This is a genomic window from Polaribacter sp. R77954, from assembly GCF_044595335.1.
Lineage (GTDB): Bacteria > Bacteroidota > Bacteroidia > Flavobacteriales > Flavobacteriaceae > Polaribacter.
Map to the genome: position 1 here is coordinate 2223503 of NZ_CP138992.1, position 19801 is coordinate 2243303.

21 protein-coding genes are annotated in these 19801 nt (G+C 30.3%); 10 read left to right on the forward strand and 11 right to left on the reverse strand.

From position 1 onward, the window contains the following. Positions 1 to 13: 13 nt before the first annotated feature. The 5 genes from SJY27_RS09525 to lpdA all read right to left on the reverse strand — a co-directional run bounded on the left by SJY27_RS09525 (position 14) and on the right by lpdA (position 4185). Positions 14 to 835 carry a lysophospholipase gene (locus SJY27_RS09525; RefSeq protein ID WP_397444594.1) on the reverse strand — a complete coding sequence of 274 codons (822 nt, stop codon included), beginning with the start codon at positions 833 to 835 and terminating at the stop codon, positions 14 to 16. Then, positions 832 to 1071, reverse strand: a complete 240-nt coding sequence (locus SJY27_RS09530; protein ID WP_397444595.1) for a hypothetical protein — start codon at positions 1069 to 1071, stop codon at positions 832 to 834. The genes SJY27_RS09525 and SJY27_RS09530 overlap by 4 nt, the downstream gene beginning before the upstream one ends. 89 nt (positions 1072 to 1160) lie before the next feature. Further along, positions 1161 to 1340 carry a hypothetical protein gene (locus tag SJY27_RS09535; RefSeq protein ID WP_397444596.1) on the reverse strand — a complete coding sequence of 60 codons (180 nt, stop codon included), beginning with the start codon at positions 1338 to 1340 and terminating at the stop codon, positions 1161 to 1163. A 67-nt stretch (positions 1341 to 1407) separates the two neighbouring features. Then, positions 1408 to 2718 carry an anthranilate synthase component I family protein gene (locus SJY27_RS09540; RefSeq protein ID WP_397444597.1) on the reverse strand — a complete coding sequence of 437 codons (1311 nt, stop codon included), beginning with the start codon at positions 2716 to 2718 and terminating at the stop codon, positions 1408 to 1410. Positions 2719 to 2784: 66 nt separating this feature from the next. After that, on the reverse strand, positions 2785 to 4185 hold the full coding sequence (gene lpdA / locus SJY27_RS09545; RefSeq protein WP_397444598.1) for a dihydrolipoyl dehydrogenase: 1401 nt from the start codon (positions 4183 to 4185) through the stop codon (positions 2785 to 2787). A gap of 103 nt (positions 4186 to 4288) precedes the next feature. Here lpdA and SJY27_RS09550 point away from each other — a divergent pair, with 103 nt between their 5' ends. Beyond that, on the forward strand, positions 4289 to 4762 hold the full coding sequence (locus tag SJY27_RS09550; RefSeq protein ID WP_397444599.1) for a heme-binding domain-containing protein: 474 nt from the start codon (positions 4289 to 4291) through the stop codon (positions 4760 to 4762). After that, the gene (locus SJY27_RS09555; RefSeq protein WP_397444600.1) at positions 4763 to 6001 is read left to right on the forward strand and encodes a glycosyltransferase; all 1239 of its coding nucleotides are present in this window, start codon (positions 4763 to 4765) and stop codon (positions 5999 to 6001) included. A 62-nt stretch (positions 6002 to 6063) separates the two neighbouring features. On the opposite strand, the gene SJY27_RS09560 is transcribed toward SJY27_RS09555, so the two are convergent. Genes SJY27_RS09560 through SJY27_RS09580 form a run of 5 tightly spaced genes read right to left on the reverse strand, consistent with a single transcriptional unit; the run spans position 6064 to position 11538 of the window. Further along, entirely contained in the window at positions 6064 to 7293 is a 1230-nt protein-coding gene (locus SJY27_RS09560; RefSeq protein WP_397444601.1) for a carboxypeptidase-like regulatory domain-containing protein, read from the reverse strand. 52 nt (positions 7294 to 7345) lie between these two features. After that, the gene (locus tag SJY27_RS09565) at positions 7346 to 9370 is read right to left on the reverse strand and encodes a M3 family metallopeptidase (RefSeq protein WP_397444602.1); all 2025 of its coding nucleotides are present in this window, start codon (positions 9368 to 9370) and stop codon (positions 7346 to 7348) included. Positions 9371 to 9425: 55 nt separating this feature from the next. Next, positions 9426 to 9908: a 5-(carboxyamino)imidazole ribonucleotide mutase gene (gene purE, locus SJY27_RS09570; protein ID WP_397444603.1), complete on the reverse strand. Its 483-nt coding sequence runs from the start codon at positions 9906 to 9908 to the stop codon at positions 9426 to 9428. Between the two features lie 2 nt (positions 9909 to 9910). After that, positions 9911 to 11068 (reverse strand): 5-(carboxyamino)imidazole ribonucleotide synthase, encoded by a 1158-nt coding sequence (locus SJY27_RS09575; protein ID WP_397444604.1) that lies wholly within the window; start codon positions 11066 to 11068, stop codon positions 9911 to 9913. A gap of 53 nt (positions 11069 to 11121) precedes the next feature. Beyond that, entirely contained in the window at positions 11122 to 11538 is a 417-nt protein-coding gene (locus tag SJY27_RS09580; protein ID WP_397444605.1) for a phosphoribosylaminoimidazole carboxylase, read from the reverse strand. A 193-nt stretch (positions 11539 to 11731) separates the two neighbouring features. Between SJY27_RS09580 and greA the strand changes: the two genes are divergently transcribed. The 6 genes from greA (at position 11732) to SJY27_RS09610 (ending at position 17269) form a co-directional block, all read left to right on the forward strand. After that, entirely contained in the window at positions 11732 to 12205 is a 474-nt protein-coding gene (gene greA, locus SJY27_RS09585; RefSeq protein WP_397444606.1) for a transcription elongation factor GreA, read from the forward strand. 104 nt (positions 12206 to 12309) lie between these two features. Continuing rightward, a complete protein-coding gene (locus tag SJY27_RS09590; RefSeq protein ID WP_397444607.1) occupies positions 12310 to 12699 on the forward strand; it encodes an HIT family protein in 390 nt (129 codons plus the stop codon). A gap of 96 nt (positions 12700 to 12795) precedes the next feature. Beyond that, on the forward strand, positions 12796 to 13428 hold the full coding sequence (gene pnuC / locus SJY27_RS09595) for a nicotinamide riboside transporter PnuC (protein WP_397444608.1): 633 nt from the start codon (positions 12796 to 12798) through the stop codon (positions 13426 to 13428). Then, positions 13389 to 13985 (forward strand): AAA family ATPase, encoded by a 597-nt coding sequence (locus SJY27_RS09600; protein ID WP_397444609.1) that lies wholly within the window; start codon positions 13389 to 13391, stop codon positions 13983 to 13985. Before pnuC ends, SJY27_RS09600 begins: the two co-directional genes overlap by 40 nt. Before the next feature lie 3 nt (positions 13986 to 13988). Further along, positions 13989 to 14393, forward strand: coding sequence for an alternative ribosome rescue aminoacyl-tRNA hydrolase ArfB (arfB, locus tag SJY27_RS09605; RefSeq protein WP_397444610.1), 405 nt, complete (start codon positions 13989 to 13991; stop codon positions 14391 to 14393). Between the two features lie 527 nt (positions 14394 to 14920). Further along, positions 14921 to 17269 (forward strand): TonB-dependent receptor, encoded by a 2349-nt coding sequence (locus tag SJY27_RS09610; protein WP_397444611.1) that lies wholly within the window; start codon positions 14921 to 14923, stop codon positions 17267 to 17269. 130 nt (positions 17270 to 17399) lie between these two features. On the opposite strand, the gene SJY27_RS09615 is transcribed toward SJY27_RS09610, so the two are convergent. After that, complete coding sequence (locus SJY27_RS09615; protein WP_397444612.1) at positions 17400 to 17894, reverse strand: hypothetical protein; 495 nt, start codon at positions 17892 to 17894, stop codon at positions 17400 to 17402. 455 nt (positions 17895 to 18349) lie between these two features. On the opposite strand from SJY27_RS09615, the gene SJY27_RS09620 reads away from it, so the two are divergent. Then, the gene (locus SJY27_RS09620; protein ID WP_397444613.1) at positions 18350 to 19213 is read left to right on the forward strand and encodes an RNA polymerase sigma factor RpoD/SigA; all 864 of its coding nucleotides are present in this window, start codon (positions 18350 to 18352) and stop codon (positions 19211 to 19213) included. A 78-nt stretch (positions 19214 to 19291) separates the two neighbouring features. After that, complete coding sequence (locus SJY27_RS09625) at positions 19292 to 19801, forward strand: DUF3124 domain-containing protein (protein ID WP_397444614.1); 510 nt, start codon at positions 19292 to 19294, stop codon at positions 19799 to 19801.

Sequence of the window (19801 nt, forward strand, 5' to 3'; positions counted from 1 at the left end):
AAAAATACACAAATTAAAGTTGAGAATTTAGCCAGTTTACAACATCTTGTAGCATTTCTTTTTTACACAAATCATTATGCAATTCGTGATAACCACCTTCATATAATTTTAAAGTTGCTTTATCTGAATTATTTACAAATTCTTGACTTCCTTGGTAAGCAATAATTTTATCATCAGTTCCGTGAAAAAGCATCATTGGTATTTTTAATTGTTGTGCCTTTTCAATAGCCCACTGACCTGTTTCTATAAAAGTTAACGAAAAATTTGGGCTAATTTTATGATGAACAAATTTATCGTCTATATATTTTTCTACTTCAAATGAATCTCTAGAAATATGCATAGCATCTAGTTCATTTCCTAACGTTACAGAGGGTGCAATTTTTTGTAATATTTTACCAACAGCTAGTTTTATTTTTGGTGGCTGAAAAGCTAATTTTAAAAACGGACTTGTGGCAATCACTCCTTTTAAATGATGTTGTTTTCTGAGTACATAATTAATCACGGCATTACCACCCATAGAATGGCCATATAAGAAAATTGGTTTTTTAGAAAACAATTCCTCTGCTTTTTCAATGGTTTTTGAAATACTTTTTAAAACGGCTTCAAAACTAGGGTTATGGCCTCTTTTACCTACAGTTTTTCCATGACCAAAATGATCAAATGCAACTACAGAAAAATTATTTTCTGTAAGTTTTTTAGCAACATGTTTGTATCTTGAAGAATGTTCGCCCATTCCGTGAACCAAAACTACAACTGCTTTTGTTGTTTTAGCTTTCCAATACTGTCCATAAAACTCAGTATTGAATATATTAAAATGAAATTCTTTATGCATCATTTAAGTTGGTTTTTTAACCAAACTCTAATTTCTTTTTTCAAAGATTGTTCTGGTTTTGGTAGCGGAATTGTTTTACCAAATTGTTTACTTCTGTTAAATTTAGAAAATGAAATTTTAAGCTGCTTCCAGTCATCAGGATATTTATTTAAAAAACTCCTAAACATGGTTTGTTCTGTTTTTTTATCCTGTAAACTATCAAAAATATTTTGAAATTTTTCTTCTTTGTTTGTAATCATCTTGTAAAGATATAAATATAAAAGCGTATCTTAATAGGCTAATATACAATAGCATTTCACAAAAAAGAATTCAATTTATACAACAAATATTAAGTGTTTTGATTTGCTAAAACCTCATTTACTGCAGTTGCAATTTGTTTGGCTTGTAAGGCAATATTTTCGGCATTAAAAACTACATCATTTTCTCTTTGCACAAGTACAGGACTTATATTTTTGGCAATGTCGATAACGAGTTTTTTATATTCCTTTTCTGATAATTTAGTATTCATCTTTTTTATTGAAAGATATTTTAGAACAAACAAAATCTGGTTACCTAAAAATTAAGGAATTGTAAAATTATTCAGAATGTAAAAGCACATATTTCATTGCTTTAGCTTTCAATAAACATTCTTCATATTCTTTTTCGGCAATCGATTTTGCTGTAATTGCACTACCCACAGAATAAGAAATGTATTTTTTTTCTTCATTATACAAAATACTTCGAATTACAACATTAAAGTCAAAATTGTTATCAGGACTAAAATAGCCCACAGCTCCAGAATACAAGCCACGTTTGGTCTCTTCTAAGTTTTCAATAATTTTCATTGCAGAAACTTTAGGTGCACCAGTCATACTACCCATAGGAAACGTGTTTTTTAAAACATCAATAGAATGTGTTTTTGGTTCTATTTCAGCAACAACTGTAGATATCATTTGGTGCACTTGTTTAAAAGAATATACCTTACATAACTCTTCTACTTTTACACTCCCTTTTTGGGCAGATTTTGACAAATCGTTTCTTACCAAATCTACAATCATTACATTTTCTGCACGTTCTTTTACGTCTCTAAATAAATCTGATGCAATTTTAGCATCATCAATTAAACTAACCAATCGTTTTGCAGTGCCTTTTATAGGTTGAGAAATAATTTTAGTTCCTTCTTTTCTAATGTATCTTTCAGGTGAAGCTGATAATAAATATTGATGCTCTACTTTTAAAAAAGTTGCAAAAGGAGGTTGAGAAATTTTATTCAAATGATGGTAAACCTCTATGGGATTGATTGTAGCGTTTTCTGCATAAAACTCTTGACAGAAATTAGCTTCATAAATATCTCCTTTTTGGATGTGATTTAAAAGGGTGTTTATTTTTTTATGGTACTCCTCTTTATGAATTCTAAGTTTTATTTTTATATCGTTTTCAGATTTTAGATTTCTTGACTGCGCTCGAAATGACATTTTAGATATATCATCAAAATCACTATCCATTTCATCATCAACCATTTGTAAATACTGAAATTCTACAGTATTACCTTTGATAAAAAACAGTTTTTGAGGCTGAAAAAAATACAAATCTGCAAAATCTAATCCATCAAAATTATTAGATGTTAAATGCTCCACATCATTTTTAACATCATAAGAAATATAGCCAAAAATATAATCTTTAGTTATAGATTGATATTCTTTTAGTTTATCAAAAGCGTTTGTAAAATCGGTTTTAATTGCGGTAAATTCTTCAACTGCTAAAGCAGCATCAAAACTACCATATTGTTGTTTGTAGTTATTAGAATCTAACCAGATTGCAGTTTCAAATTGTTGAGCCCATAACAATGAATGTTCTTTAAATTGCTGAACATTTTTAATGGAAAAAGATTTTATGGTTCTCTGCATTTCTTAAATTAAAAAGACCTCACAAGTTTTTAAAACCTGTGAGGTCTAGTATACTATTTTATAATTTTAAGCATTTAAAGGTTTACCATCCCAAGCCGCTTTTGCAGCTTCTTTTACTGCCTCTGAATACGTTGGGTGACCATGACAAATTCTTGCTAAATCTTCTGCAGATGCTCTGTATTCCATAGCAACTGCAGCTTCCATAATTAAATCTGCAACTCTTGCACCCACCATGTGCACTCCTAAAATTTCATCAGTATTTTTATCTGCCAAAACTTTTACAAAACCATCAATATCTCCACTTGCTCTAGATCGTCCTAAAGCACGCATCGAAAATTTACCAGATTTATAATCTACTTTAGCATCTTTTAATTCTTGCTCTGTTTTACCTACTGCAGCAGCTTCTGGCCAAGTATACACAATACCAGGAATTAAATTATAATCGATATGTGGTTTTTCGCCAGCTAAATATTCTGCAACAACAACACCCTCTTCCTCAGCTTTGTGTGCTAACATTGCACCCTTTACAACATCACCAATGGCATAAATATTAGAAATATTCGTTTGCAAATGATCATTCACATCAATTTGGCCTCTTTCATTTACTTTTACACCTGCTTTTTCTAAACCTAAACCAGCTGTATAAGGTTTTCTTCCTACAGAAACCAAACAATAATCTCCAGTAAAGGTTACTTCTTCACCTTTTTTGTTGTTGGCTTTTATAGTAATTTCATTTCCATTTCTTTCAACAGCAGTCACTCCATGATTTACATTAAACTTCATACCCTGTTTCTTGAATACTTTCTGTAATTCTTTAGAAACATCAGCATCCATACCAGGTGTAATTTTTGGTGCGTATTCAATTACAGTTACTTCTGCCCCCAAACGCTTGTAAACAGAACCCAACTCTAAACCAATAACACCACCACCAATTACCAATAAATGCTTAGGAACTTCTTTTAGTTTTAAAGCTTCTGTAGATGTGATAATACGTTCTTTATCAATATTAATAAAAGGTAAAGTAGCAGGTTTTGAACCAGTTGCAATAATAATGTTTGTACCTTCAATTACTTCTGAAGAATCATCATTTTTTGTAATTTTTACGTGAGTAGCATCTTCAAAAGAACCTAAACCTTCGTAAACATCAATGTTATTTTTATCCATTAAATACTTGATACCACCAGTTGTTGTTTCTACAACTTTGGCTTTTCTATCAATCATTTTAGAAAAATCAAAAGTAGGTTTTTCTACAGAAATTCCGTGTTCTTCGAAATGATGTACAGCATCGTAAAAATGATGTGAAGAATCTAACAATGCTTTAGAAGGAATACAACCTACGTTTAAACAGGTTCCTCCAAGCGTACTGTATTTTTCTATAATCGCTACTTTTTTACCCAATTGTGAGGCTCTAACTGCAGCAATATATCCTCCAGGACCAGAACCAATAACAATAATATCGTATTTCATAATGTAATTAAATGGAAATTTAATCACAAAAATACATATATTTTTAGAGAATACTATTCAAATTATGTAGATTTACTTTTTGATAATTTATAAAGCAAATCTGATGAAAGTTTTAAAAAAAATAGGGATAGTTTTACTTTTAATATTGATTATAGCACAGTTTTTTGGCCCTGAGAAAAATGATGGGAATTTAGATACTGTAAATGCATTTATTGCTGAAACAAATCCACCTGAAGATGTAGTTGCTATTATGAAAACAAGTTGTTTTGATTGCCATTCAGCCAAAACAAACTATCCTTGGTACAATGCAATAACTCCTGTAAATTATTGGTTAGATGAGCATATTAGAGATGGAAAAAAACATTTAGATTTTTCTAAATGGAGCGAATATTCATTAAAAAGAAAAGAGCATAAAATGGATGAATTGTATGAGGAAGTTGAAAAAGGAGAAATGCCTTTAGAGTCTTATACTTGGACGCATAAAGAAGCGAATTTAACTCAAGATCAAATTGATGCGATTGTGACTTGGGGTAAAAAAGTACAAGCTGATTATAAGCAACAAATGACTGCAAAATAATTGAAAAAACAATCTATTTTAATTATTGGTGCAGTTTGGGTAGAGCCCAATTCTTCTGCTGCTGGTAGTAGAATGTTGCAATTGATTGCGCTTTTTTTAAAACATAATTTTACAATTACTTTTGCTGCTACTGCTCAAAAAAGTAAAAACGCTTTTGACCTAGAATCTTTAGGAATTACAACAGTGGCTATTGAGCTGAATTCGTCTTCGTTTGATGATTTTATTCAAAAATTAAACCCAAATATTGTTGTTTTCGATCGATTTATGATAGAAGAACAATTTGGTTGGCGAGTTGCAGAAAATTGCCCAAATGCTCTACGAATTTTAGATACAGAAGATTTACATTTTTTACGAAAAGTTAGACATCAACAATTAAAAAAAGGAGAGGAGTTCACAAATGAAGCTTTGTTAAAAGCCGATGAAACTAAAAGAGAAATTGCTTCTATTTTACGATGCGATTTGTCTTTAATTATATCAATTTATGAAATGGATTTGCTAAAATCTGTTTTTAAGATAGATGAAAATATTCTGTATTATCTCCCTTTTTTGTTAGATAAAGTTGATGAACATCAAACAAAAAAATGGAAATCATTTGAAGAAAGAAAACATTTTGTTTTTATTGGAAACTTTTTTCATAAACCAAATGTTGATGCTGTACTCACTTTAAAAAATGAAGTTTGGGGAGAGATAAGAGAATATTTGCCTAAAGCAGAACTTCATGTTTATGGAGCATATGTAAATCAACAAATTGAGCAATTGCACAATAAAAAAGACGGATTTCTAATTAAAGGTTTTGCAGAAAATTCAAGAGAAGTTGTTGAAAATGCAAGATTAGTATTAGCACCTTTGCGTTTTGGAGCAGGTATAAAAGGCAAATTGACAGAAGCCATGCTTTGTGGAACACCAAGTGTAACCACAACAATTGGAGCAGAAGGTATGTGTGGTAATTTTCCTTGGCCAGGTTTTATAGAAGATGATTTCTCGGATTTTGCATTAATTGCAACTCAATTGTACAAAAGCAAATCTCTTTGGGAAAATGCACAATTAACTGGAGTAGAAATCATCAATCATATTTATGATAAAGAAAAATTAGAAGACCCTTTTATCAATAAAATAAAAGAAATTCAAAATAATTTAGAACAACACAGATCTCAGAATTTTTTAGGAAGCATGTTGCAACATCAAACATTACAAGCAACTAAGTTTATGAGTAAATGGATAGAGGCTAAAAATAAGTAAGCAGTTTTTTAGTCTTCAGTTTGCTGTTACCATTTTCATTAAAAAACTCACTGAATTACTGCTTACTGAGAGCTGCCAACTGGCACATAATCTAAAGGTAAATAGGTAGCCACTTTTTCGTAAAAGGACCAATAACCTTCATAGATAACATCTAAAGGATTTAGAAGTAGCCCGTTTTTATCTACAATAATGTTTGTTTCTAAAGGAATTAAACTAGAGGTTTGAGGCAAAGGATCTCGTTTTTTACTAAATGCATTTCTAGTGATAAAAGCCATTTCTTCTTTTTCTTTTGTGTAAACGATACTTAAATTATCGTTAAAAGTTAGATATGCTTTATTATTCTTTGTAGTGATGATTTCATTTTTAGAAAGTTGAGACTTGTATAGATAATCTCTAAATTTTTCTAAACGTGATTTTCTAACGATAACTAAAGCTGAGTCTAAAGCATTTTTCGGCACTTTATTAGTTAGGTTAAAACTAAGAGCTTTTCCTCTATTTAGTCTTATCAATGCTCTCGCTTTTCTTATTTCTTCTTCAGAAGGTCTTTCAGGATTAGGAACTCTTTTAAATTGATTTACAATAAAACCTTCATCAGTAAAAGAATTATTTAAAATGGATTTAAAAAAGTGTATTGTTGAACCTTTGTAGGCTTTTTCTCTGTTTTTTGCCCAACGTTTTTGCTTTCGTTTTCCACCTTTTAATTCCTTGTATCTAGAATATCCTAAATAGCGCAGGTAATTCTTGTTTCGCTCAAAACTTTCTAATTCATAAATGATCAGATATCCTAAACCATTGTTTTTGATTTGTAAAGGCTTTTTAGCGTAAGCATTTAAAATATTATCTTGAGCATTATAATCAAAATATAAAACTTCAGGGTTTAAAATTTCGCATTCTTTAGAAAGTTCGCTAATACCAATGAATTCTTCTTTAAAAACGATTAAATTATTCCTCCATTCATCATCATAAACTGTTTTTTTGATAATAATTTCGTCTAAAATATTATTTTCTTCTTCTAAAACAAATACTAATGGTTTATTGTAAGTTATAGTGTTTAAAGGGTAATTAATTTTCTTGTAACCTAGGTAAGAAATAATCAATTCATAATTACCTTGTTTCAAAGGAATTGAAAATTCACCATTTTCATCTGTGGTTGTGCCCAACATAGTATTGTTAAGATAAACAGCTACATTTTGTAAAGGTCCTTTTTCATAATAAACAGTTCCTTTAATCACTATTTGTGAAAAAGAAGAAAAGGTTAAAAAGGCTAGTAAAATAAAAAAACTGTTCCTCATCTATTTTTATAACGTATGTGGAACAGTTTTATAACAAATTTATGACTTAATTTTAGGCATTTAATAGAAGACCAGCTCTTCTTAATAAAGCTTCTGGTTTTGGTTCTTGACCTCTAAAGCGTTTGTACAATTCCATTGGTTTTACAGTTCCGCCTTTAGAGAGTACATTTTCTTTAAATTTTGTAGCTACTTCTTTGTTAAAAATTCCTTCTTCTAAGAAATATTCAAAAGCATCAGCATCTAAAACTTCTGCCCATTTGTACGAATAATATCCTGCAGAATATCCACCTTGAAAAATATGAGAAAATGCTGTACTCATACAGTTTTCTGCAACATCAGGATACAATCTGGTTTCAGAAAAAGCATAAATTTCAAAATCTTTTACAGAAGTAATTTCTGATGGATCTTCTGAGTGCCATTTCATGTCTAAAAGTCCGAAACTCAATTGACGTAAAGTTTGCATTCCTTCATGAAAACTTGCAGATTCTTTTATTTTCTCTACATATTTCATTGGGATAATTTCACCAGTTTCATAATGTTTTGCAAATATCTCTAAAGCCTCTTTTTCATAACACCAATTTTCTAAAACCTGACTTGGTAATTCTACAAAATCCCAAGAAACAGAAGTTCCTGATAAACTGTTGTAAGTGGTGTTTGCTAACATTCCATGCAAAGCGTGGCCAAACTCGTGAAACAAAGTTGTAACCTCATTAAAGGTTAATAAAGATGGTTTTGTAGCTGTTGGTTTTGTGAAATTACACACAATAGAAACGTGAGGTCTTTCGTTAATTCCGTTTTTTATTTGTTGTGATTTGTAACTTGTCATCCAAGCACCATTTCTTTTTCCTTTTCTAGGATGATAATCCGCATAAAAAACAGAAATAAAGTTACCTTCATTATCAGTTACGTTATATGTTTTTACATCTGGATGATATTTTTCGATGGTAGAAACTTCTTCAAAATTTAAATCATACAAACGATTTGCGATTTCAAAAACACCATCAATTACATTTTCTAATTTAAAATAAGGCTTTAATATTTCTTGATCTAAATCGAATAATTCTTTCTTTAATTTTTCTGAATAATAAGCGCCATCCCATTTCTGAAGTTGATCAATTCCGTCTAATTTTTGAGCGTATTTTTCTAAATTCTCAAACTCTTTTTGAGCAGCAGGTTTTGCTTTTTCTAATAAATTGTTAGAAAATTCGATTACCTTTTCAGGAGTTTCTGCCATTCTTTCTTCTAAAACAAAATGAGCGTGGGTTTTATAACCTAATAAGTTTGCTCTTTGCTGACGTAAGTTTACAATTTCTAAAACAATTTTTTCGTTGTTAAACTCATTGTCTTGAAAGGCTTTTTTACCAGCAGCAATTGCCATTTTTTTACGTAACTCTCTATTGTCTACATACGTTAAAAAAGGAATGTAACTTGGATATTGAAGTGTAAAGATATAACCTTCTTTATCTTGTTCTTTTGCTAATTGACTTGCAGCTTCTTTCACAGAATCAGGTAAGCCAGAAACATCATCTTCATTAGTTAAATGCAGTTCGAAAGCATTGGTTTCTGCCAATACATTTTCGCCAAATTGTAAAGATAATTTAGATAGTTTTGAGTCTATTTCTCTTAATTTCGATTTTTTATCATCACTTAAATTTGCACCATTTCTAGCAAAACCTTTGTATTGCTTTTCTAACAACATTTGTTGTTCTGGTGTTAAATCTAAATTTTCTCTATCATCAAAAACAGCTTTTACTCTTTCAAAAAGGGCTTCGTTTAAAGTGATGTCATTTCTAAATTCACTTAACCAAGGCGAAACTTCTTGTGCAATTTTTTGAATAGCATCATTCGTTTCTGCCGAATTTAAATTGAAAAAAATAGATGTAATTCTATTTAATTTTTCACCTGTAAAATCTAAAGCTACAGTTGTGTTTTCAAAAGTAGGTGCATCTGTATTATTAACAATTTCGTCAATTTCTGCTTTTGCAATTTCTATCCCTTTTTTAATAGCTGGTTTATAATCATCAGAAGAAATTTTCGTAAACGGAGCTGTATTAAAATCTTGTAAAAGTGGGTTCATTCTGTTATGTTCAATGTTTAAAATTTAAAATTCAGTGTTAACTTTGAATTCTGAACTAGGAATTTTGAATTTTTTTAGCGGCTTTTTCAACTTTAAGTTTTAAGCCTTCTTTGTAAGCGATAATTTTATCTAAAACACATTTATCTGAAGCACCAATAATTTGAGCTGCTAAAATACCTGCATTTTTTGCACCATCTAAAGCTACAGTTGCAACAGGTACACCTCCTGGCATTTGTAATATTGATAAAACAGAATCCCAACCATCAATAGAATTTCTGCTTTTTACTGGAACTCCAATTACAGGTAAAGGACTCATACTTGCCACCATTCCTGGTAAATGAGCAGCACCACCTGCACCAGCAATAATTGCTTTTATACCTCTTTTGTGTGCATTTTTAGAATAGTCGAATAATTTTTCTGGTGTTCTGTGAGCAGAAACAATATCTACTTCTATTTGTATGTCAAAACTTTCTAAAATGTCTATTGCTTCTTGCATTATTGGAAGATCTGAATCGCTTCCCATTATTATTCCTACCATAATTATTTGCTTATCACTCTAATCGTTTCCTTAACTTTCTGTGCTATTTCTCTTGCTTTATCAATATCAGAATTCACAATAGTAACATGTCCCATTTTTCTGAAAGGGCGTGTTTCTTTCTTTCCGTAAATATGAGGCGTAACTCCATCAATTTTTATAATGTCATTTAAGTTTTCATAAATAACATCACCAGAAAACCCTTCTTCACCAACAAGGTTTACCATAATTCCTGCTACTTTACTTTCTGTGTTTCCTAAAGGAAGATTTAAAATAGAACGTAAATGTTGCTCAAATTGATTGGTATAGCTAGCTTCTATAGAGTAATGACCAGAATTATGTGGTCTTGGAGCAACTTCATTTACCAATATTTTATCATCTACAGTCTGAAACATTTCTACAGCCAATAAGCCTACAAAATCTAATTTGCTAACCACATTTAAAGCAACTTCTCTAGCTTTTTCTGCAACTTTAAAATCTATTCTTGCTGGGCAAATTACATATTCAACTTGATTTGCTTCTGGATGAAATTCCATTTCCACAACAGGATAGGTTGTGGTTTCTCCATCAGAATTTCTAGCCACAATAACTGCCAATTCATTTTTAAACGGAATTAACTTTTCTGTAATACATTCTACATTGGGTAAACTGTGTAAATCTTCTACATTTCTTACAATTTTTACGCCATTACCATCATAACCAAAACGTGCAGCTTTCCAAACAAAAGGAAAATCGATAATATTGTTTTCAACAGAATGCTTTAATTCTTCTAAATATGCATAATGAGAAAATGCTGCAGTTGGTATTTGATGATCTATATAAAAATTTTTCTGCCTTGCTTTACTTTGAATAATTCTTAAATCTTTGGGTTTTGGGTAAATGGTTAAACCTTCTTCTTCAAGTTGATCTAAAGCGTCTAAATTTACGTTTTCAATTTCTATGGTTAATAAATCTACAGTTTTACCAAAGTTGTAAACTGCATTAAAATCTAGCAAATCTCCAACAACAAAAGTGTTGCAAATTTCTGCACATGGTGCAGTTGCATTGCTATCTAAAATTGAAGTATGAATATCAAATTTTTGAGTTTCTGTTAATAACATTCTACCTAGCTGACCACCACCTAAAACGCCTAATTTAAAGTCTGAAGAAAAATAATTTTTCACGATAATTATTGTTGATTTGTAGCAAAAATACGGATTGAAAAGCTAAGAAACTACTAAAAATTACTGATTCGAATTGTAGAACCATTTTTAGTAACTCTATATTCTATAGCAGGACATTGAAAACCATCAGTTTGAGGCGTACCTCCAAAATCTACACTGTAAGTACTCTCGTCGCAAGTACATTTTAACAAGCGATTTTCAAAAGTCATAGCAGCATCACAATCTGCTTGCGGACAAAATCGATCAAAAGCTACAAAATCAGTTCCGTTTTTATTAAATAATAATACCCCTTTATTTCCTCCAGGTAGAAAAGCAAATCCGCCAGGAGTTTGCGCATTTATAAGGCCTGGATTATTTAAATCTGTATTAACGCTAACGTTAAAGGAACGAATACAATTAGCCAAATTACCTGTTTCAGAACAGTTTACAAAAAGACTAAAACACACAAGAATCAATATCTTTTTAATCATTTTTAATGATAGTTTATCTTTAAACGTAAGCAAGTTACAAATATTTTGTACATTTGTTTCACAATCTCATTCCTGCGAAGGCAATGAGATTTTTAAATTTACCCATAGTTGGTTTATTAGTACACTAAATTATCTGTTTTTTTAATGATTAACACATTTCACTATAAAATTGATAATTTTAAAAATAAAAAAAATGAGCGAAATTTCATACTATTCTACTGAAGGATTAAAAAAATTAAAAGACGAATTGCATCATCTAGAACAAATTGAAAGGCCTAGAGTAACTCAAGAAATTGCAGATGCAAGAGACAAAGGTGACTTGAGTGAAAATGCAGAATATCATGCAGCTAAAGAAGAACAATCGCATCTTGAATTTAAGATAGCGAAACTAAAAAATGTTGTGGCCAACGCACGTATTTTAGATGAAAGTCAGTTAGACACTTCTAAAATATTAATACATTCTAACGTAAAAATTAAGAATACAGCAAACGGAATGGAATTTTCGTATAGATTGGTGGCAGATTCAGAAACTGATGTTAGAAATGGTAAATTGTCTGTAAACTCACCAATTGGTAAAGGTTTATTAGGTAAAAAATTAGGGGATATTGCAGAAATTAAAGTGCCAAGTGGTATTATGAAATTTGAAATTATTGAAATTTCAAGATAAATAGAATTGCATTTTTCTTTTAATATAGAATTCGGGTTTTAGCATAGCTAAAACCCGAATTCTTTTATATATTTACTGTCATTCAATTTTTAAAAACCCAAAAGATGAGCATATTCACAAAAATAATTAATGGAGAAATACCGAGTTACAAAGTTGCCGAAAATGATAAATTTTTTGCTTTTTTAGACATAAATCCAAATGCAAAAGGGCACACTTTGGTAGTTCCTAAAAAAGAGGAAAATAAAATTTTTGATTTATCTAAAGAAGAGTATTTAGAACTGATGGATTTTTCTTACAGCGTTGCAAAAGCACTAAAAAAGGCAGTACCCTGTAAACGTATTGGAATGAGTGTTGTGGGTTTAGAAGTGCCACATGTTCATGTGCATTTAATACCCACTTCTATTATGGCTGATATGCAGTTTACCAAAAAAGAAAAACTAACTAATGACGAATTTATTGAAATAGCTAATACTATTGCAGCGCATTTTAACTAATTTGAGTTTTATTGAAACTTTATAAAGAAATCTATTCCTAAATTTTAAAGCATAACAATTTTACTTTTTTACTTTTGATTTTTAATTAATAAACGAATGTCTGCAATTTTTGATTTCTTTTTTGGGCAATACAAAAACTACACTACTATAGATATAAGCTTAGAAATTACAGCTGTTATTTTTGGATTTTTATCTGTATGGTTTTCCAAACAAAATAAAATTTGGGTATTTCCAACAGGAATGATTAGCACCGTTATTTTTGTTTATCTTCTTTTAAAATGGGAACTTTTAGGAGATATGATGATTAACGCTTATTATTTTATAATGAGCGTTTACGGCTGGTATATTTGGACAAGAAAAATAGATGAAACTCAAGTAACCCCGATTTCTGAAACTACTAGAAAAGAAAAAATAATTTCAATTTACATCTTTTTAGCCACACTTTTATTTGTTTTTGTAGTCTATAAAAGTTTTGATAAATGGACATCTTGGGTTGCTTATGTAGATACATTTACCACTGCCATTTTCTTTGTGGGCATGTGGCTGATGGCCAAACGAAAAATAGAAAATTGGCTTTTTTGGATTCTAGGAGATATCATTTCTGTACCTTTATATTTCTATAAAGGATTTACGTTTACCAGTTTTCAATACTTAGGATTTACGTTTATTGCAATATTTGGTTATTTAGCATGGAAAAAAAGCTTAAACAAAAACCCATTAACGTTGTAAAAGTTGTTTTATTTGGGCCTGAATCTACAGGAAAAACAACGCTTTCTGAACATTTAGCACGTCATTACAATACGGTTTGGGCGCCCGAATTTGCTAGAGATTATTTACAAAAAAAATGGAATAATGAACGTAAAACCTGTGAAGCTAAAGATTTATTACCTATTGCTATTGGGCAAATGAAATTAGAAAATAAGTTGGCATTAAAAGCAGATAAGGTATTAATTTGTGATACAGATTTGTTAGAAACCAAAGTATATTCGCAAGAGTTTTATGGGGGTTTTGTAGATGAATTATTAGACAAAGCAGCCTACGAAAATCAATACGATTTGTATTTATTAACTTATATTGATACGCCTTGGGAAGCTGATGATTTACGGGACAGACCAGAACAACGTTTAGAAATGTTTAACGCTTTTGAGCAATCTTTAATAGACCATAACAAACCTTATCTTTTATTAAAAGGAAACAAAGAAACTCGGTTAAAAAAAGCAGTAACAGCTATTGATAAAATTATTGCTCAAAAAGAAAATTTGCATTCTTACACCAAGAAAAATTAATTGATGAACTCTAAAGACATTCTTTTAGAACTAAAATTCAAAGCCATTAGAAGTTCTGGTGCTGGTGGTCAGCATGTAAATAAAACGTCGTCTAAAATAGAATTGACATTTGATTTAGAAAACTCTGTGGCACTTTCAGCGCATCAAAAAACAATTTTAAAGGAGAAACTTTCATCAAAATTAACTAAAGAAAATGTATTTATTCTTTTTTGTGAAGACACACGTTCTCAACACAGAAACAAAGAATTGGCTATTAAACGCTTTTTAAAAATTATTGCAACTGGTTTAAAACGCCCTAAAAAAAGAAAACCTACAAAACCGAGTTTTGCTTCTTTAAAACGTAAAGCCGAAAACAAACAACGGAATTCAGTAAAAAAAGCATTACGAAAAAGACCTGAGCTAGATTAATTACTACTTATTGGCAAACAAGTTTAGCCGCGATTGAAGCATTTGTTTGAGCTCTTTTTTTATGCTGAACTCGATTTAGTATCAGTTCTAAATAATAAAATTATCTTCTTTTAATAACAAGATGCTGAAATAAATTCAGCATAAAAAAAAGCGAGTGCTGAAAGCGCGAAATAGCTTCTAAAAAAAAAATCAAATTTTTATTTCTCATTACAAAATTCCGACTTAATTTTGCGTCGTTCTCATAAAGGGGTGCTAGTTTAGACTGTAGCTTTTAGACGATAGACTTTAGAAACTTTACTAAAGACTAACAACTAAAGACTAACAACTAATTATGGCTGAGATCATACCCATTGAACCTAGAACAGGTAATGCTGTTTAGGAAAACAAAATGTTGTTACGAACGATGTGAAGAAATTTTTTTTAAAAAGATTACTTCGTTTATTCTCATTTGTAATGACGCGCAATAATTATTCAATATAAATCACAAGAATAATTACCTCTTTTTATTCGTTTTAAAATTTTTTAAAATGAAAAAAATCACTTTTTTTTTATTCTTGTTTGCAAGTATACTTGCAAACGCACAATCATTTACAGTTAAAGGAACAGTTTATGATGAAAACAAAAACCCATTGCCTAGTGCAAGTATTTTAATCAAAGAAATGAAGAAAGGAGTTTCTACCGACAACAAAGGTAACTTTAGTATTCAATTACCAAAGGGAACGTACACTATTGAAATTTCTTTTTTAGGGTTTAAAACAATTGTTGATCAAATTACAGTTACTCAAAATGAAGAGTATGTAGTTCAACTAAATTCAGATACTGCACTTTTAGATGAAGTATTGGTGTCTGCAGTTCGTGTAAATGCAGATATTCCTGTAACGTTTTCTAATTTAACCAAAAAAGAAATTGCAAAACGTAATTTAGGACAAGACATTCCTATTTTAATGAAGTATTTACCTAACGTGGTATCCTCATCAGATGCTGGTGCTGGAGTTGGTTATACGTATATGAATGTGCGTGGTTCGAATAGCGAACGTATTAACGTTACCATTAACGGAATTCCTTATAACGATGCTGAAAGTCAAGGTACCTTTTGGGTAAATTTAGGAGATTTTTCTTCATCTACAGAAAACCTTCAATTGCAACGTGGTGTAGGTACTTCTACAAACGGTTCTGGTGCTTTTGGCGCAAGTTTAAATATTTTAACAGACGCCATTTCTGAAGATGCTTTTGGAGAAATTTCAAATTCTTTCGGTTCTTTTAACACTAGAAAACATACTGTAAAATTTAGTACAGGAAAACTGAATGACCATATAGAAATTGCAGGAAGATTGTCTAATATTTATTCTGATGGTTATGTTGATAGAGCTTTTACCGACTTAAAATCGTACTTTTTACAAGGGAGTTATGTAGATGAAAACACCTTAATTAAAGCCGTAACTTTTGGAGGTAAAGAGCAAACTTACCAAGCTTGGTTTGGGTTAACTGCTGATGAATTAGCTGCTGATAGAAGGCAAAACCCATATACTTATGATAATGAAACCGACAATTACCAACAAGATCATTATCAATTGCATTGGAATGAAAAATGGAACACCAAATGGAGTACCAACCTTGGTTTAAATTACACCAAAGGTGCAGGATATTTTGAGCAATTTAAACCTGAAGAAGACGCTGCCGATTTTAACAATTTAATTGTAGATGAAACTGATGTAATTGTAAGACGTTGGTTAGAAAACGATTTTTATGTGTTCAACTTTAGTGCAAACTACAAAACCAATAACATCAACTTTATAACAGGAGTTTCCTACTCCAACTACACAGGGGATCATTTTGGGGAAGTAATTTGGGGAAGTGATTTAGCTGCTGATGTAAACATAAGAGATCGTTATTATTTTTCTGATGCTACTAAAAATGATTTTTCAATTTTTGCGAAAGCTAATTTTAACATTAATGAAAAATTATCTGGATATGTAGATCTACAAGGTCGTTTTGTTAGCTACCAAACTGCTGGCTTAACTTCAGATAGAGACCCAATAGATGTTGATGCTAATTTCGATTTTTTTAATCCTAAAGTTGGTTTTACATACGCTATAAATAACGATAATAATTTATATGCTTCTTTTGCTGTTGCCAATAGAGAACCTAACAGAAATGATTTCGAAAACGGAGTTTCTACTCCAGAAACCTTATTTGATTATGAATTTGGATGGCGTTTAAAATCAGAAAATGTAAAATTAAACACCAACATTTATTATATGGATTATGACAATCAATTGGTATTAACAGGCGCTATAGATGATGTTGGACAACCTATTAGAGCCACTTCTGGTAGCAGTTACAGACTTGGTGTAGAGATAGATGCAGAAATTACTTTAAACGATCAATTGTATCTAAGACCAAATGCTTCTTTTAGCCAGAATAAAAATAGAGATTTCTTTACGGTTAGAGATGGCAATACAACACCAACTTCTTTAGGAAATACAGACATTACGTTTTCACCAAATGTAGTTCTTGGTAATATGTTTACTTATGCACCTATTGAAAACCTTCAGTTTTCGTTTTTATCTAAATATGTTGGCAAACAATTAATGAGTAATTTAAATAGTGCCATTTCAGATAATGATGTTTTAGATAGTTTTTTTATAAACGATATAAATCTTGTTTATCAAATAAATCCGAAGAAGATTTTTAAATCGATAACTTTTACAGCATTAATTAATAATGTTTTTGATGTAGAATATGTTGATAGAGGGTATTATTTTACTTTTGATGATACATGGTCTAATGCTGGTGTAACCACCACAGTTGATGGCGCTGGTTATTACCCACAAGCTACTAGAAACTTTTTAATTGGGGCCACATTAAGATTCTAAAAAATTAGTACACTTAAAGTGTAAAAAAGGCTGTCTGAAAAGTAAATTTATTTGTCATTTAACGCGAAGTAAAAATGACAAGTTTTAATACTTTTCAGACAGCCTCTTTTTGTATTTCATCAACAGAAAATTAAGTGTTGGTGTAGCTTTTAACAGTTTTTTTTACCTCTTTTTGCAACTCATTAAATTCTTGATTTAATTCTCTGCAATTTTTTCTAATTACATGGGTTGATTCATCTAATTCGTCAATTAATTTATCAAATTCTTCTTCAACATCTTCTAATTCTTGATTTATAGCATTGGTTTGTAACCAATTTGGAATACTTACAGCCAAGTTATTCATAAATTTTTTTAAATAAACAATTCTATTTTTAGAAATTTTATACTCCTCATTTTCCATTAAAGATAGTTGAGTATTTACCATATTATAGGCATTCCAACTCTCAAAAATATAATCATCCGCATGATTTTTTCTAACAATTTCTGTTTCGCCATTTTCCAATTTAATTCTAAAAACATTCGGGTTGTCTAGAAAAATAGCTTTCTCTCGCTTTTTGGTAGAACAAGAACTGAATACTATGCTAAATAATAGTAATACGTATTTTATTTTATTAAGGATATTCATCTAACTTCATTTTTATTCCGCACAAAATTATTAGATAAGCCAATAACATTTTAACTCAAACAAATGGATTGTTAGCTCTTTTCATCACCAATAATATTTACTTTAACGTTACATTAATCAAACACCTATTTTTTACTAGAATTCACTAATTTTACATATTCATAAAAAAGCATAATTTGGTGTTTTTTACCGTTTTTTGATCTAAAACAAATAAAAATGGGCTGTTTTTTAGCAAAATCGACTAATTTTTCGTAATTTTGCACTCGATGAAAAAAACGAATTTATATCAGTTACACCTTACTCAATTTCTTCAACACAAAACTAACAACTTCTTAAACTTCGTTTTCTAATTTTTCTACCTGTACATTTTCATTCATAAATTTTAAGCTTTAGTCATAAGTTTAAAGTGTACAACCTACTCTTAAAATTTCAACTTTTAAATTCAAAATCTTACCATGAGACAACTTAAAATTACAAAACAAGTAACCAATCGCGATGCAAAATCTTTAGAGAAATATTTTCAAGAAATTAGTAAAATAGGTTTAATTACGGCAGACGAAGAAGTAGAGTTGGCCATAAAAATTAAAAAAGGAAATCAGAGAGCTTTAGATACGTTGGTGCAAGCCAATTTAAGATTTGTAGTTTCTGTTGCAAAACAATACCAAGGGCAAGGTTTAAAATTATCTGACTTAATTAACGAGGGAAATTTAGGTTTGGTAAAGGCCGCAAAACGCTTTGATGAAACCAGAGGTTTTAAATTTATATCTTACGCTGTATGGTGGATTCGTCAATCTATAATGTCTGCGCTTGCAGAACAATCTAGAATTGTTCGTTTGCCTTTAAATAAAATTGGAAGTATTAGCAAGATAAAACAAGTGTACTCTAAATTAGAACAACAAAATGAAAGAATACCTACTTATGTTGAAATTGCCAATGAATTGGATACTACAGTAAGTAGTGTTGCCCAATCTATGAAAAACTCAGGCAAACATCTTTCTATGGATGCTCCTTTTAAAGAAGGTGAAGATTCTAATTTATATCATGTATTAAGATCTGATGAATCTCCAAGACCCGATAAAAACTTAATGAAAGAATCTTTAACTACTGAAATTGATAGAGCTTTAAATAAGCTAACTCATAAAGAAGCCAAAGTAATTAAAATGTTTTATGGCTTAGGCAGTCATTCACCATCAAGCTTAACTGAAATCGGAGAAACATTCGATTTAACAAGAGAACGTGTACGCCAAGTTAAACAAAGAGCTATTAGACGTTTACAAAACAAATCTAAAAGTGATGTTTTACGTTATTATTTAGGATAGACATAAAATAGATCAAAACAAATGCAATATATTTGATTGTAAAAATAGATTTGTTAAAATCTTAAAACATTTACTTTTATGAAACTAAACTATTTAACAATACTGTTGGCACTTCTATTGTATAACTGTAGCCATAAAAAAGAAAAGGATGCTATAAACTTTGAAAATTGGTCTAAACGAAAAGTACATGCACCCTTAAAAGACTCTTTAGAATATGGCAAATCTTACCTATCTATATATTCAGAAATTTACAGTTTCACCGAAAGTAAAAAAATTAGTTTAACCTCTATGATTAGCTTAAGAAATACTAGCGATTTAGATACCATATACCTACTAAAAGCGGAATACTTTGATACAGAAGGAGAATCGATTAGAAAATATTTTGATTTTCCAATTTTTCTAAAACCATTAGAAACAGCAGAAATTATTATAGATGAAGTTGATGTTACTGGAGGTACTGGCTCTAATTTTATTTTTGAATGGAAAACACCTAAACATTGTCCTGAACCTATTTTTGAAGCTGTTATGAGTTCTACAATGAGTCAACAAGGTTTATCTTTTATTACCCAATCTAAAAGGATAAAATAA